The organism is Paenibacillus sp. 1SOY10 (assembly GCF_056836745.1).
In genome coordinates this window covers 81,216-95,604 of sequence record NZ_JBXENK010000001.1, presented here as the reverse complement: position 1 = coordinate 95,604, position 14,389 = coordinate 81,216, and the positions used below count along the sequence as shown (strand labels likewise).

Below are 14,389 nucleotides of genomic sequence, written 5' to 3'. Positions count from 1 at the left end.
GTGATGCTCCACCTCCCTCCTTCTTGAATTTGAGCATTCCGGTGAATCCGTTTGTTCTGCCGATTACTTAGCTCACCTGATTTAATTCTCCGGCAGGGCATTCCAGGCGGCATCCAGCAAAGTATCGAACCAGCTATCCTCCTGCTCGATCTTGGCATCCACGTCAAGAAGTTGCTCCTCCATGCCAGGCTCTCCGGCATAATGCAGGCTGTAGTCCCAATCATGCCCCCGCTTGCTGAAAAAGGAGATTTCGTAGCCGACCTTGTGGCCTTCGACCTCAAATATGGTCTTGCCGATATAGGTCCCATCCTCTTGCTTCTTCATTTGTGCGCTTACAATATGTATTTCCTTCATACATTTAGCAACTCCTTTATGCTGTGAATAACTTTTTGGCATTGTACATTCTTATTGCAATATCGTACCATGTTTTATGTCAATATCAATACACAGAACTTGTATAGAGGTGGATCACCCTTGCCAAAACCAAAAAAATCGCTACTCTCTCCTGCCAAAGTATTAACCTTTGGATTTGCCCTGATGATTATGATCGGCACGTTTCTGTTATCGCTTGCTCCCGCTTCGGTGGAAGGACGGAAGCTCGATCTGATTGATGCGTTCTTCACCGCGACTTCAGCCACCTGTGTTACGGGTTTGACTGTGGTTGATACAGGAACGCATTTCAGCTTGTTCGGGCAGATCGTCATCTTGCTACTGGTGCAGATCGGGGGACTGGGCTTCACAACCATAGGCACGCTAATTCTCCTGGCCTTCAACCGTCGCATCTCCCTGCGAGATCGGCTCCTGCTCCAGGAGGCCCTGAATTACCATCAAATCGGCGGACTACTGCAATTGATCCTGCGCGTTCTCGCCTATTCCCTGACCATAGAAGCGGTCGGGGCGTTGCTGCTTGCCGCCAGGTTCTCCTACGATATGCCGGTAGGACAAGCCGCGTATTATGGCATTTTCCATAGTATTTCTATCTTTAACAACGGAGGCTTTGATCTGTTTGGCCAAATTCATGGTCCCTTCAGTGGCCTTGCGGAGTATGCAAGCGATCCGTTTGTCAATATCGTGGTTATGGTCTTGATTTTTCTTGGCGGGATTGGGTTCATTGTCATTTCTGACTTGCTGGGCTATCGGCGCACGCGCCGTCTGGCCTTGCATACCAAAGTGGTCCTGACCATGTCGGCCATCTTGACCGTGGTTGGAGCCCTGCTCCTGCTGATTAACGAGGCTGGCAACCCTGACACCATGGGAACCATGAACTGGATAGATCGTGTGTACGCCAGTATCTTTCATTCTGTCAGCTCCAGATCCGGAGGCGTCAGCACAGTCACCATCGCCAATATGGAGCAATCCAGCCAGTTCCTTCTGATACTATTGATGTTCATCGGGGCGGCTCCTGGCTCCACGGGTGGCGGAATCAAGGTGACGGTGTTCGCCATTCTGCTGGGTGCTATGTATACGATGATTAGAGGCAAGGAGGATATCGTCTTCTTCCGTCAGCGCTTGTCCAAGGGTTCCATCATCAAGGCGATTACCCAAACCTGGCTGGCTACTTTCCTGGTCGTCTTCGTCGCCATGACCCTGTCTGCGCTGGAGGACCGCTCCTTCCTGGCGCTGTTGTTCGAGACGACCTCGGCCTTCGCCACCGCGGGCCTCAGCCTTGATCTGACCCCTAGGCTAACCGATATCAGCAAGGTTATTCTGTGCATCGTCATGTTTCTTGGGCGGATAGGTCCGCTGACATTAGCTTACGCCTTCACTTCTAAATCCAAAAAGGAATTATTAAAGTATCCTGAAGGCAAAATTATTATAGGTTAATCTGCGCCGAGAGGTCCCGAATTACAATTGTTATTCGATTGGTGTATGATAGAACAATAACTTATTTAGTATGGAGGAGAGTTCGATATGTCCGATTTTCAAACCAAACTGGAGAAATATGCAGAATTAGCAGTCAAAATAGGCGTCAACGTCCAGCAAGGACAGACCCTTATTATCAATGCCTCCATTGATTGTGCGGAACTGGTTCGCCTGATCGTCAAGCAAGCCTATAAAGTGGGTGCTCGCTTTGTTAAGGTGAACTGGAGCGACGACACGGTCACTCGTCTTCGCTATGACTTGGCGGCCGAGGAATCCTTCCTGGATGAGCCGAAATGGTATGCTGGAGAAATGCTGGAATACGTGAAGAATGGTGCTGCCGTACTGCACGTGATGTCCTCTGACCCCGACCTGCTGAACGGTGTGTCTACACAGCGACTGACCAATCACCAGAAGGCCTACGGTAAAGTGATGAAGGAGTATCGGCAATTGCAGATGGCTGACAAGTTCAGTTGGTCCATTGTAGCGGTGCCATCCAAGCCATGGGCGGATAAGGTATTCCCTGAACTGGCAGAATCCGATCGCGTTAACGCGCTTTGGGAGACGATCTTCCGGACCGTACGTCTCGATCAACCAGATCCAATCGCGGCCTGGAAACGCCACATCGATAACCTTAAGGAAAAGTCCGAGTATTTGAACAACAAACGTTATAAGAAGCTTCATTACATAGCACCAGGCACCGACCTGACCATTGATTTGCCGGAAGGGCATCTGTGGGTAGCTGCGGAAAGTCATAACGCACAAGGGTATACTTTTCTTGCCAACCTCCCTACGGAAGAAGTATTCACCGCTCCTCACAAGTCGGGGGTGAACGGTACTGTAACTGCAACAAAACCGCTCAGCTATCGGGGTACGATTATCGATGGCTTCTCGCTCACGTTCGAGAACGGACGTATTGTGGATTACAAAGCTGCTGTAGGCCAAGATGTCTTGCAACAGCTTATTGAATTGGACGAAGGCTCACGCTCTTTGGGTGAAGTGGCATTGGTGCCACATAACTCCCCTATCTCCCAGTCCAACATCCTGTTCTACAACACGTTGTTCGACGAGAATGCTTCTAATCACTTGGCGATCGGTAATGCCTATGCCTTCAATCTCGAAGGCGGCAAGGACATGAGTCAAGAGGAACTTTCTGAGCGTGGTCTTAATGCCAGCTTGGCGCATGAGGACTTTATGATTGGCTCGGCCAAGATGGACATCTTCGGCGTCACTGCTGACGGCAAGGAAGAGCAAATCTTCCGGGAAGGCAACTGGGCATTCTAATAGAGGCCTACCCACTCTCATAGCGATAGCACGCAAAAAAACCGGATTCCTCATCATGAGGTCATCCGGTTTTTATTTATTATTATCAGGCGCCTGCTTCCTCCAGTGGCATTAACTGCTGCCGGAGAATCTGAACGCGGGAAATTCTCTTGTTGTCGGTCTCTTCCACAATATAAGTATATTCGCCGTACTCAACGGCATTGCCGATCTGCGGCGGGAGAATATCAAGCCGGGCGTAGAGCCATCCCCCGATAGTATCGTAATCCTCAGAGTCCAGGTCCAGATTGAAATGATCATTGATCGCTTCGATCAGCAGCAAGCCGTCCACGGAATACACTTCGGTATCCAACTGCTCAATGGCAGGACGCTCCTCGTCAAATTCATCCTGAATCTCCCCGACAATCTCCTCTACGATATCTTCCAGCGTCACCATCCCGGAAGTTCCTCCATATTCATCGATCAGAATAGCAATTTGCGACTTGCCTCTTTGCATGCGTTTCATTAGATCGCTGATCGGAATGGATTCGGGAACGGCCATAATCGGCCGAATATGGTCGCGCAGATGGCGGGAATGAGAACGAATCAAATCCTTGACATGAATAAATCCGATAATATGGTCCTTATCCTGATTACATACGGGATAACGGGTTCGTGTGCCTTCCAGGGCAATCTCCAGGTTCTCCTCCAGCGAGTGCTGGGTGTACAGGCAAATCATTTCCGTCCGGGGAATCATAATCTCCCGAGCGGTAGTATCAGCGAATTCAAATATGTTGTCCATGAGCGACATTTCTGTGCTGTCGATCAAGCCGCTTTCGCTGCTCTCCTTCATCATAACGCGAATTTCCTCTTCCGTATGCAGCGACTCCTGCTCCGAGACGCGGGTCATGCCGAACATGCGTAGCAAACCACTTGAAAGAAGATTTAACACCCAGATGAAGGGATACATCAGCCGGTAAAAAACACGCATCGGCCAAGCCAACCATAACAAGATGGTTTCAGCCTTGCGAACGGCGATCGTTTTCGGGGCCAATTCCCCAAGCACAATATGCAGGACGGCAACCAGTACAAAGGCAACGGCTAGCGATATGATATACACCGGCCTCTCGCCGAAGCCCATCCACTTAAACAGTGGTCCAAGCATGCGGGCAACCACCGATTCTCCAAGCCACCCCAGCCCAAGCGAGCTAAGGGTAATTCCTACCTGGCATGCCGATAAATATCCATCTAGCCGACCTAACAAATCCTTGGCGATTTTGGCGCCTCTGCGCCCTTCTTCCGCCAATGCGTCGATTCGCGAACTCTTGACTTTGATAATAGCAAATTCCGCTGAAACGAAGAATCCGTTAAGCAATACCAATAAGATCATCCATCCTACAGAGAAAAGACTCGGTAAAGGGTCACTCAATACATTTCCTATTCCCACTGATGAGGCGGTGAATAGGTGCACCTCCTTCGTGATTTGAAATTGATTGAATCAAAACTTACAATAATTATCAAATTCCGCATCAACTTCCCAATAGACCCATCTCCTTTGATTATATATTATACACTACACAGTCAACCGCTGCCGTATTCCTGTCGAACGGGCTGTAGCCTAAGAAAAAACATCTAAAAGTGCGTGTTCAAAAAGTCGAGTTTTCAGGACCAAAGCTTATGCTTCCGATGTGCGTTTTTTCAAAACGCTTGAGTTGGATGAAGCCAGGGACGTGAGTAGCGGGGCTACACGTTTTCGGAGAAAACGACTTCGGAAGCATGGGTACGTGAGCAACTCAAATGTTTCTGTAAGAAACATACTACGGAAGCCTATGCTTGGCCCGACTGAATTCAAGATTCGATGTCGAGTCCACTCCTTGAACAACTTCGTTCTGGGAACGCGACTTTTTGAACAACCTCTAAAAGAAAAGAACACCCCTTGGGTAAGGGGTGTTCACTCTAGCGACGTCTTGTTGGCGGAGCGCCAATGGTGCCAGGATATTGATAGGTCAGAGGTTCATCAAAGGTGGCATAGTCGAAGTTCACCATGAGCATAATCGTACGCACACCCGTCACCGGGTCGCTGATAATGATGTGGTCACGCCCGGCAGCCTCAAGCACGCCTTTGAATATCTTGGCATTCCATTCGCTGTTATTTTCATATGTCATGTAGAAGGTGCCGACCTTGCCCAGATTCAGGCGAAGTATGTTCTCGATATAGGATTGCTCGTAGGATGTTACAGGTACAGGAACCGCGGTACCACCGGCGGTCATTGGACTGCCGCTAGGAATCTGCGGCGGGATGATGCCTCCTCCTGCTGACATCATCGGGTATCCCATCCCCTTATAATGAGGGGCCGGTTGGTTAGGACCCATGGGATAGGCCATCGGCCGGTAAGGCTGTGTGAACATGTAAAAATTCCTCCTCTTAATTGATTAGTAAACGGTAGGACAATCCTCCGCAGTTGGTGCAAAGAAGCAATGAGCTTTGAATCTGCCGGTATTTTGCTGATTGTACCAGGTCCCGGGGCAATCCCCGGCCGGGCGGAAGAACCATAGCGCATTGGACGCCGGCCACACCCGCTCCCCATCAATGATTCGCTGCGCCAAGCGAATATCACGATCACGTGCTCTCTGATAGAAATATCCCTTCTGCGTGGCTTCAAAACCGCCAGGACTTTGAAAAACCATTCGGTTCATATCGCGAATATCACGGAAATCAAGGCAATCGCCAAGAATGCGGTTAACGCCGACATTCCCGACCATCAGCATTCCCTGTTCGCCTTCTCCTTCCGCTTCTGCACGCATCAGGCGCGCCAGCAGCCTGACGTCCTCGGAATTGGTCTTGATTACAGCCAATTTGGTACCTCCTTCCTCCCTGCTGAACGCTATATCTTATGTGCAGATGCCCATCTTGGTGCCTAAGAAGGGGAGAAAACAAACCACCCATTTGCTGGAAGTACAGGCTGTTGAATGCGATTACAAAATTGAACAAATTGTGTCCATTTCTATGGACGCGCTTACATGAATAGCATATACTGAAGGTAAATAAAGTTTGTTTATAGGTTTGTGTCTTTTTCTTTATAAAACGCTTGGCTTCATAAACACCTTTTAGGAGGTTTCCCCCATGAGAATTGCGATTATTGGCGGTGGGCTTGCCGGACTGACGGCTGCCGCTTACCTATCGAATCACGGTGATACGTCCGGTACGGTATTCGAACGAAGCCCTCAATTGGGCGGCCGCGCTTTTACTTATGAGAAATCGGGATTTACTCTGAATTACGGGGCACATGCGGTATACGGAATAGATCGACACACGCTCCAAACCATGGAAGATGAATTGGAATTGAAGTTCCAGAACAAGCAGGTAGACAAACGTAAGGTCGTTTACGCTAAGCACGGACAGTTAACCCCGGCTCCTCTTGATTTTGTCAATGTCATGAAGACCCAGGTGCTCTCTCCGCTGGAGAAGATGCGGTTTGTGGCCGAAATCGCTGCTGTCATCGGTAACATTCATCAATTGAAGCAGCACCGCACCTTGGGAGACTATCTGGAACAGTCGACGGCATCGGCAGATGTCAAGGAATTATGGGAGCATTTGGTCTGCTCCAACTTCTTCATTACACCCGAAGAGGCCAGGAAAGTGCCGGGTGATGTTATCGCGGATTACTATCATAATTTGTTCCTGTCCAGCCGTCCCGTCAGCTACATTGTAGGCAGTTGGAGTACGATTACCCATCAACTCACCGAGAAGATTGGTATGAACCCAGATTGGGATATTGCCACCAAGGAACCGGTGGAGTCCATCGAAATGCAGGATGGCCGATTCATATTGAATACAAAAACGCGGCAGCAGCTTGAATTCGATCAAGTTGTGTTCGCCATGCCTGTACAGCAGATCAACAAGTTGCTGGAAGGCTCGGCGTGGAGCGACTTTATGACTCCTTATCAGAATAATACCGCTACCGAGGTGCTGGTGTACGATATCGGGTTATCCAAGGTCGTAGCTCGTCCGTTCCATTATATCAGTGACATGGATCGCAAAATCTTCGTTAGCGATGTATCTGCAACGGACTACACGGCGGCCCCAGTCCATGGCCAATTGCTCCAGGGAATTGCCTACCTGAACGACGATTTCAAAGAGGAACAAGAGAAGAAGGAATATCTAGAGCAGAAGACCAAGCAGATGGAGTCCCTGTTTGATACGTATTATCCGGGGTGGCGTGATTGTCTTGAGGTGAAGCGTGTATCCAAGAAAGCAATGGTTGCCAGTGTGAAAAATGTTAGTGGCAATAAGCTGTTGCCCAATCGCATGGAGGGGCTCCCCTTCTATTTCTGCGGCGACGGCTGCGTAGGCAAGGGAGAGCTTGCTGAACGGGCATTCTCCAGTGGTCGCGCAGTAGCGCAGATGCTGCTGGAAGAAACAGTTGATACAAAAGCTCTGGCTTATTAATTCATCATAGAAAAGCAGAAGCCTTCACGGAAGAAGCGGGTTTCCCTCTGTGCTTCCGTCAGGCTTCTGCTTTTTGTATTGTCCGAAAGTTCCAACGATATAGCCTTCCTTTCATTTTTGGTAAGAATGTTGCTGTATGGGTCCAGCTCTTAGCCGGAACTATGGTATCTGCGATATTCCTGGGCCTCTGTCACATACGTACGCAAAACCCGCTCAAACCCGTGATAACGACGACCCTGAAACGTCAGCTTCCCCTCATCCCCTTCTGCACTTTGGCCATACTCCAGACCAGAGACAGCAAACTCCAGGCGATCGCCGCTCTCCACCTCGAACGTGAGATAATACTTGGTGTCAGACCGGTTGACGGAAGTATCCGTATCATGTCGATGCGTCACCTCGGTGCGCTTACCGACAATCACAGAGGTCACGCTTAGCACAGGCTGTCTGCTATTGCCCAGACTGCGCAGCAAGCCACCCGTTGCGGTAAGTACAAGTAGGCCCACAAGGACGAATAGCAAGATCGGCAAGCCACCCTCCATCATTTCGAACATTTCCGTCCAAGGCTGCATAGCTTCATCCCTCCTTACTAGAGGTAGCGTTTGATGCTGTCTTCCCTTTCTCTCCTTATGTATATGCCTGGCCTGCGAGAAACTTGTTATTCCACGTGTCCGGAAAATATACCACTCTTGTCCATAAATTTAGGGACAAAACAAAAAACCTCCAAATCCCGGTTACGGATGGAGGTCTAATCGTGATTCAAGCTGGGTCTGATTAGCTTAAGCATAATACTGGAACAGCAATTGACGGGTTTCTTCTGCACCGCCCAGTTCTCCGTTTAATTCTGCGTCAAGTCCTTGTTCTGCCCAGCAAGCCTTACACATTTCCTCAGTCGTACACAGATGAGCGTCTTCACAATTGTAGCAGAATTGAAGGAAGTTGCGAGTTACCGTTTCTTGAGCTGTTGTTTTCATAAAGAATCCACTCCTGTCAATTTGTTTTGGAGCTTAGCTCCGGGCTTACGTGTCTTTATTTGTGTTTGTTGTTCCTTACAAGTTAAATATATCACAAAGTCTGAAATATACAACGTGATAAATTTCACAATATGATGAACGTCACAAAACTATTTTACTGCACCCTACAAAAAAGGCATGACAACGGGCGTCATGCCTCCACTTAGTCCACTTCGTAACCAAAAACTGTTTTCTGGATTGCCTCTTACAGTACCCGCCAGCTTTGTCCTCCATCCTTCGTTTGCAGCAATAAGGACCGTTGCTGATCCTCCTTGGCTACAAGTAACCAACCAACACGTGAAGTGAAGAATTGCAGCTTTACAATTTCAGGGTAGTCCTGCAAGATGTTCTGAAGCTTGCGACTCTCCGGCAAGGGCTCCCAATGACTTCCTTGATCGTTGGTGTAGTACACCGTGGAGTCAAGAATTGTCCAGCCCTCCTCACTATTTAGGAAAGTAGGCGCAAGAAATTCATTAATGCCTTCCTGCCAGGACAGCATAAATGGTACCAAGGACCAGGTATGCCCGGCATCCTCCGTGAAATAACCGTTATATTTGGTGGAGTCTTCACGACTACAACCAATAGGAACCCAACCTTCCTGTTTATTCTCCGAGAAGAAGGAAATCGTCCCCATGGTAAAGCTGTCACAGGTTGTGTATTTATCCTGGTCAAAGAATTGTCCGTTCTCCTCCCAGGTTAATCCCCCATCCTCAGTCATATAGAGCTTGGGATAGCCTTCCTGAGTATCCCCGATAAATCCGTGTCGCACGCTTGTAAAGGTTAACGAGAGATTGTCTTCGGAAATGGATTCATCACTTCGGCTTTGATCCGCATCACTGGAAAGGCTTAATCCAAAGCCATTGTCCAGCCCGAGCGGGTTCTCGAAGCTCTGTCCTCCATTCTCTGTAGCATATAGTGAATAGCGTTCTTCTGCGATAGAACCCCCGGTGTCAGAGAGCATCCAGCCATAAGCCGGATCGGTAAAGTACATCGCCGAGACTGCATTATTCTCCGGGAAGGAGTTGACCTTCCACGTTGCCCCTCCATCTGTAGTGCGCAACATAATCGTATCCTCAGAGCCTTTGGCATTGCGTACAATAAACCCGTGATTCGGGTCGAGGAAAAAAATATCCTTACCGTACTCCGGCGTTTCCGCGAACTGGAGGGAAGCCGCAGGCGATATATTTGTCCAGGTCTTACCGTTATCCTGCGTCATATATAACCTTAATTCATTGCGAGTACAACCCCAGGCCAGACCCGTTGTTGCACTAAGCAACTGAAAATCGGTGAGCCGAGTCTGAATCTGATAACGATTCTTCCCGTCTTCCGCGGGGGTCTGGGCAGAAGGTGTCCCCTGATTCTCAGCTACTGGAGGATTAATCACCGTAATCGTCTGCCCTTTCTCCGGAGGATCGTCGTCCTGTATCGGTACGGCAGCCGGAGGCGGTTCGTTCGTGCAGGCCGTCGTCAACAGCAAGCCACAAGCTAGCGCTGCTCCGGCGAACTTGCGCCACATTTTCAAAACCGAACTACCTCGCTTTCTACGTTGAATTTGATAAATGAGTACGCTTTGTACATTTATTATAGCATAGCCATTCAGACAGCAAGTTAGCGGCTAAAGCCTTGGGTCATTGTCGAAATTGACAGAAAAATGCTGCTCTGGCTTATACACTGCGAACGCATAGCCTTTACCTTGCAAATACTCAATAATTTGGGGGAGCATAGCCACCGTCTGCGCCTTCTCATGCAATAAAATGACCTCCGTATCTCCCTTCACCTGCCGCTTGATTTCTTGTAAAATCAGCTCCGGCTTGGCAGCATTCTTCCAATCCTTGGAGTCTACCGTCCAGTCCCACATTTTGAAGCCTGCTTCGGCAATCTTATCGCGAAAAGCCTCGTTGATCTCAGGTTTACTGCCATAAGGGGCACGAATCAAGGCGGGTGAAGTCCCGATCAACGCCTTGACCATTTCTTGTTCTTTGGTAAATTCCGCGATAAAATGATCGGCATTTCCACTATCGTACAGCTTCTTTTTGCTGTGACTCATACTATGCAAGCCGATGTAATGGCCTGCCTCTGCTGCCTCCTTGACCACTTGTTGATGACCACCAAGCTGGTTGCCAATCATAAAGAAAGTGCCGTGAACCTGATAGCGTTCCATAATTTCCATTAAAGGCTCCGTGTATTTCCCAGGACCGTCATCAAAGGTCAGATATATCGTTTTTTGAACTTTGGGAGTATCCGGCTTGTTGACTTGCTCTACAACCGTATTGGAAGGCTGCTGAGCTGGGGGTGGAAGCCTGACAGTATCGGGAACGGAGTTCTGCGGTGCAGGTGCCGAGTCTGCAACTTGCTCCGGCTTGTCAACCGAAGTTCCCCCCTCCGATTTCCCTTCCGAGGCAGCCAGACCCGGGGGTACCACTTGTTCCGCAAGGTAGTGCTGATTCGGCTTCGAGCTAGGTAGTAGCGGAATAAGAGCTGCTGCAGTCAAAGCCATGGCCGCGAGCGATAAGGTCACAGCCGCAATAACGACAAATTTTGCAGATTGGGTGCGTTTGGTGCGATTTGTGTGTTGTTCTCTTCTGCTGATGTAAGACGGCATAGCTTATCACCGGATTCCTCTCTCTTTTCTCTATGTACTAGAATAATATAAATAGAGAGCTTCATCCTTACAGAATCGTTAATCTGTGGTTACAAAGTAATAACAAATTCCAGATATTTAATAGTTAACATAACATTTATTATGTTATTCACTGTTTAAAAAATGAAAATCCTCTATTTTACTTTAAATTGGGGGTATTTATGGAGTACAATGGAAATTGGTACAAATGTGCATTTCTCGTCGGCTAATGACGAGGTTAATAATCTCAATATTAGCGTAATCTAAAACTTGCAGAATACTACCTTAGGAGATGAGAACATGAAGAACAAATTACGTTCCAGTCGGGTCGTTATTATCGGAACCGGAGCAGTGGGCTCCACGACCGCGTACACACTGCTGCTGCGAGAGCGTATTTCGGAGCTTGTATTAATTGATGCGAATAAGGAAAAGGCACTCGGCGAAGCACTCGATATGAATCATGGACTGCCCTTCACCGGTGGGGTCAAGCTTTGGGCCGGGGATTACAGCGATTGTGCCGATGCCGATGTTATAGTCATTGCAGCCGGCGCTTCTCAGCGTCCTGGAGAGACAAGAATTGATTTACTTAAGCGTAACGCCGATATATTCGATAGCATTATTCAGAACATTGTGAAATACAACGATCATGCCGTCATTCTGGTTGCCACGAATCCGGTGGATATTTTATCGTATGTAACTTTGAAGAAGAGCGGCTTCCCCTCCAATCGTGTCATCGGTTCGGGTACGCTGCTTGACAGCGCTCGCTTCCGTTATTTGATCGGACAGAACAAGAAGATCAACCCGCGTAGTATTCACGCCCACATTATCGGCGAACATGGCGATTCAGAGCTTCCACTCTGGAGCCTGGCTAACGTGGCTGGCATCGGGCTGGAGTTCTCGGCTGAGGATCAGGAAGAAATATTTAACAGCACGAAGAACGCTGCATACGAGATCATCAATGCCAAGGGAGCGACCTCCTATGCTATCGCACTGGCTCTGGACCGGATCATTGTCTCCATACTGCAAAATGAAGCCTCCGTCCTCAACGTCTCGACGTTATTGAAGGATTACAATGGAGTATCGGACGTCTATCTTGGAGTCCCAAGCATCGTGGACCGCAGCGGGGTCCGTGAAGTGCTGGACCTGCAGCTTAGCGATGAGGAGTTGGCACAATTCCATGCATCAGCGAACAAGCTTAAGGGTGAAATCGCCAAGCTGGAGCTATAACAATTCTTACAAAAGAACCTTCACAACCACTTCTTGAGGAAGGGTCGTGAAGGTTCTTTGCTTTTGCCATATATTTGTGAGTTAAGCCCCATTACATGGGAGATTCCTTCTATAGTTAACAAGATTAATTAATATAATTCATCTCATTAAATAAATATTGAATTAACTGTCCTTCTCCCCTCTAAAACGGTGGCAGTATATCGTCTTCCTCAGTTTGTTTCTTCTCCAGCAGGCGCTCTGCTACGCGTTCAAAGGGCTCAGGCTGTAACAGTTCCACCGGTGAGAAGGCCTTATCGAACGTGAAGGAATCCCCTTCAAGAATAACGGCATAGCGGCCGTTCAATCTGGCGATATGAATCTGATCGCCAAAATCGGCCAGCCGCCCCTTCACCAGCGTGTCACCGATGCGGAACTTAAGCTCGATTTCCGGCTTAATCTCGATAATGCGTTCCGCCGCCTCATAGACCTGCTCTGGCTCCCATTTGTCTTGAATGTCCCGCTTCTCGCTCGCCGCCCATAGCTCCAATTCCTTCTCGACTTGCTGGCGCTCTTCCCCGCCTTCATCAGGCCATTTCGTCTCTACAAAGGTCTGGACGTATTCCAATACCTGCTCGTTCACAATCTCGGGAATGGACAACTCGTAGGTAACGAAGCGAAGAAAATCCTCGAAATATTTGGCGTGAGAGGATTGATGGATTTTCAGCTCCCATTCATCAACCAGGCCCTCTTCCTCCATATACGGGTATTGAATGGATTTCATATTCCGGGCACTAATGGCCATCTCCACCTGACTGATCAGGCTGCGTTCATCGGAGATACGGGCGATCTTCGGTTCGAAGTCACATTTAAGCACGAAGATAAATGGAGGCTCTGAATAATTGTCGAGATCGGCTTGGACGACGATCAACGCACCGCCACGGACTGCACTTGCATCCAGATAACCCCGGACTAGATCGTCGCAGGCATTTTTATAATCCTCTTTATTATCCGCAGCTCGCAATCGGGCGAACATGTTAAAGTTCGGATTGCTATCCAGTTCATATCCCGGCTCCACGATAAAACGGCCGATCTTCGTCGGCGCTTGCTCCACAGCTGGATTCTTATCTACCTTGCGCTTCGCGATGCGCTTGAATTCACCGTCCAGGAACAACTTGATCTCGCTATCCAAATACTCATAACCGTCCAGCGTTTGATAATGCTTGTAGTTCTTTCCCTGCCCCTCCTTCCCCTCGACCTGTATAACAAAAAAGGATAAGTGCTTAACACTAAATTTCATTATTGCGTAGCTCCTTTGAAGTGACTTTCCAAAATCAATTATAATAAGGATTTGAAAGAGTGCCTGATGACATCCCCTCGACTGATGATCCCAACCAGAACGCCATTGCGCTCCACGGGCAGCTTCTTGATCTGCTTTTTCCCCAGGATTGCCGCAATATTCTCTAATTCTTCATCCCATGACACTTTAATGACTTTCCTCTTGCCTATTTCCATTACGCTGAGATCAAGCAGGCGCTGCGCCCGTTGCTCGAAGGCTTCTGAATCTCCTTCAAATACCGCTACATAGTAGAACGAATCGACGACTACATCCCGGTGCTTGCCAATATAACGCATAATGTCTCCATCACTGATGTAAGACACGATTTCATTCCGCTCATTCACAATGGGAAGGCCGCTGATCCGGTACTCCATAAACCTCTGAATTACCGAACGGACCGTATCGCTCTCTTTGACCTTATATACTTGCTTGATCATGATTTCATGGGCCTGCATAGCCACATCCCCCTTATCTAATGGAATTATACAACGACATGACAGCTTGTCAAATGACTTGTGATGTATTCATTTTTCTCCACATCCATGCTATGGTACGATAAGTTTATGTCGATCAGCGGGGCTTCGCTCCAAAAAGGCAAGGCAAACAGATTTAGTTTACATAACAATAATTATGTTCGATTACAAGGA

14 protein-coding genes are annotated in these 14,389 nt (G+C 48.4%); 4 read left to right on the top strand and 10 right to left on the bottom strand.

Annotated features, from left to right (window positions below; translation table 11 throughout):
- Positions 1–81: 81 nt before the first annotated feature.
- On the bottom strand, positions 82–354 hold the full coding sequence (locus AC1VOR_RS00440; RefSeq protein WP_482615041.1) for a hypothetical protein: 273 nt from the start codon (positions 352–354) through the stop codon (positions 82–84).
- Between the two features lie 69 nt (positions 355–423).
- Between AC1VOR_RS00440 and AC1VOR_RS00435 the strand changes: the two genes are divergently transcribed.
- Together AC1VOR_RS00435 and AC1VOR_RS00430 are read left to right on the top strand one after the other, a co-directional pair.
- Positions 424–1,824 (top strand): TrkH family potassium uptake protein, encoded by a 1,401-nt coding sequence (locus AC1VOR_RS00435; protein WP_482615040.1) that lies wholly within the window; start codon positions 424–426, stop codon positions 1,822–1,824.
- Between the two features lie 87 nt (positions 1,825–1,911).
- Positions 1,912–3,144 carry an aminopeptidase gene (locus tag AC1VOR_RS00430; protein ID WP_482615039.1) on the top strand — a complete coding sequence of 411 codons (1,233 nt, stop codon included), beginning with the start codon at positions 1,912–1,914 and terminating at the stop codon, positions 3,142–3,144.
- Between the two features lie 85 nt (positions 3,145–3,229).
- On the opposite strand, the gene AC1VOR_RS00425 is transcribed toward AC1VOR_RS00430, so the two are convergent.
- The 3 genes from AC1VOR_RS00425 to AC1VOR_RS00415 form a co-directional block, all read right to left on the bottom strand.
- The gene (locus AC1VOR_RS00425) at positions 3,230–4,510 is read right to left on the bottom strand and encodes a hemolysin family protein (protein ID WP_482615037.1); all 1,281 of its coding nucleotides are present in this window, start codon (positions 4,508–4,510) and stop codon (positions 3,230–3,232) included.
- Positions 4,511–5,076: 566 nt separating this feature from the next.
- A complete protein-coding gene (gerQ, locus tag AC1VOR_RS00420) occupies positions 5,077–5,529 on the bottom strand; it encodes a spore coat protein GerQ (RefSeq protein WP_482615036.1) in 453 nt (150 codons plus the stop codon).
- A gap of 24 nt (positions 5,530–5,553) precedes the next feature.
- Entirely contained in the window at positions 5,554–5,976 is a 423-nt protein-coding gene (locus AC1VOR_RS00415) for a cell wall hydrolase (protein ID WP_059053066.1), read from the bottom strand.
- A gap of 268 nt (positions 5,977–6,244) precedes the next feature.
- On the opposite strand from AC1VOR_RS00415, the gene AC1VOR_RS00410 reads away from it, so the two are divergent.
- On the top strand, positions 6,245–7,570 hold the full coding sequence (locus AC1VOR_RS00410; protein ID WP_482615035.1) for an FAD-dependent oxidoreductase: 1,326 nt from the start codon (positions 6,245–6,247) through the stop codon (positions 7,568–7,570).
- Between the two features lie 149 nt (positions 7,571–7,719).
- Here AC1VOR_RS00410 and AC1VOR_RS00405 read toward each other — a convergent pair whose 3' ends face one another.
- The 4 genes from AC1VOR_RS00405 to AC1VOR_RS00390 all read right to left on the bottom strand — a co-directional run bounded on the left by AC1VOR_RS00405 (position 7,720) and on the right by AC1VOR_RS00390 (position 11,182).
- The gene (locus tag AC1VOR_RS00405) at positions 7,720–8,139 is read right to left on the bottom strand and encodes a DUF2500 domain-containing protein (protein WP_482615034.1); all 420 of its coding nucleotides are present in this window, start codon (positions 8,137–8,139) and stop codon (positions 7,720–7,722) included.
- A gap of 207 nt (positions 8,140–8,346) precedes the next feature.
- The gene (locus AC1VOR_RS00400; RefSeq protein ID WP_482615033.1) at positions 8,347–8,541 is read right to left on the bottom strand and encodes a hypothetical protein; all 195 of its coding nucleotides are present in this window, start codon (positions 8,539–8,541) and stop codon (positions 8,347–8,349) included.
- A 244-nt stretch (positions 8,542–8,785) separates the two neighbouring features.
- Positions 8,786–10,096: a WD40/YVTN/BNR-like repeat-containing protein gene (locus AC1VOR_RS00395; protein WP_482616357.1), complete on the bottom strand. Its 1,311-nt coding sequence runs from the start codon at positions 10,094–10,096 to the stop codon at positions 8,786–8,788.
- Between the two features lie 99 nt (positions 10,097–10,195).
- Positions 10,196–11,182, bottom strand: coding sequence for a polysaccharide deacetylase family protein (locus AC1VOR_RS00390; RefSeq protein WP_482615032.1), 987 nt, complete (start codon positions 11,180–11,182; stop codon positions 10,196–10,198).
- Positions 11,183–11,500: 318 nt separating this feature from the next.
- Between AC1VOR_RS00390 and AC1VOR_RS00385 the strand changes: the two genes are divergently transcribed.
- Positions 11,501–12,427, top strand: a complete 927-nt coding sequence (locus AC1VOR_RS00385; protein WP_482615031.1) for an L-lactate dehydrogenase — start codon at positions 11,501–11,503, stop codon at positions 12,425–12,427.
- Between the two features lie 181 nt (positions 12,428–12,608).
- Here the strand turns inward: AC1VOR_RS00385 and AC1VOR_RS00380 are convergent, their stop codons facing one another.
- Positions 12,609–13,703 carry a DUF3900 domain-containing protein gene (locus AC1VOR_RS00380; RefSeq protein ID WP_482615029.1) on the bottom strand — a complete coding sequence of 365 codons (1,095 nt, stop codon included), beginning with the start codon at positions 13,701–13,703 and terminating at the stop codon, positions 12,609–12,611.
- A gap of 38 nt (positions 13,704–13,741) precedes the next feature.
- Positions 13,742–14,197 (bottom strand): CBS domain-containing protein, encoded by a 456-nt coding sequence (locus tag AC1VOR_RS00375; protein ID WP_059053050.1) that lies wholly within the window; start codon positions 14,195–14,197, stop codon positions 13,742–13,744.
- Positions 14,198–14,389: the final 192 nt, after the last annotated feature.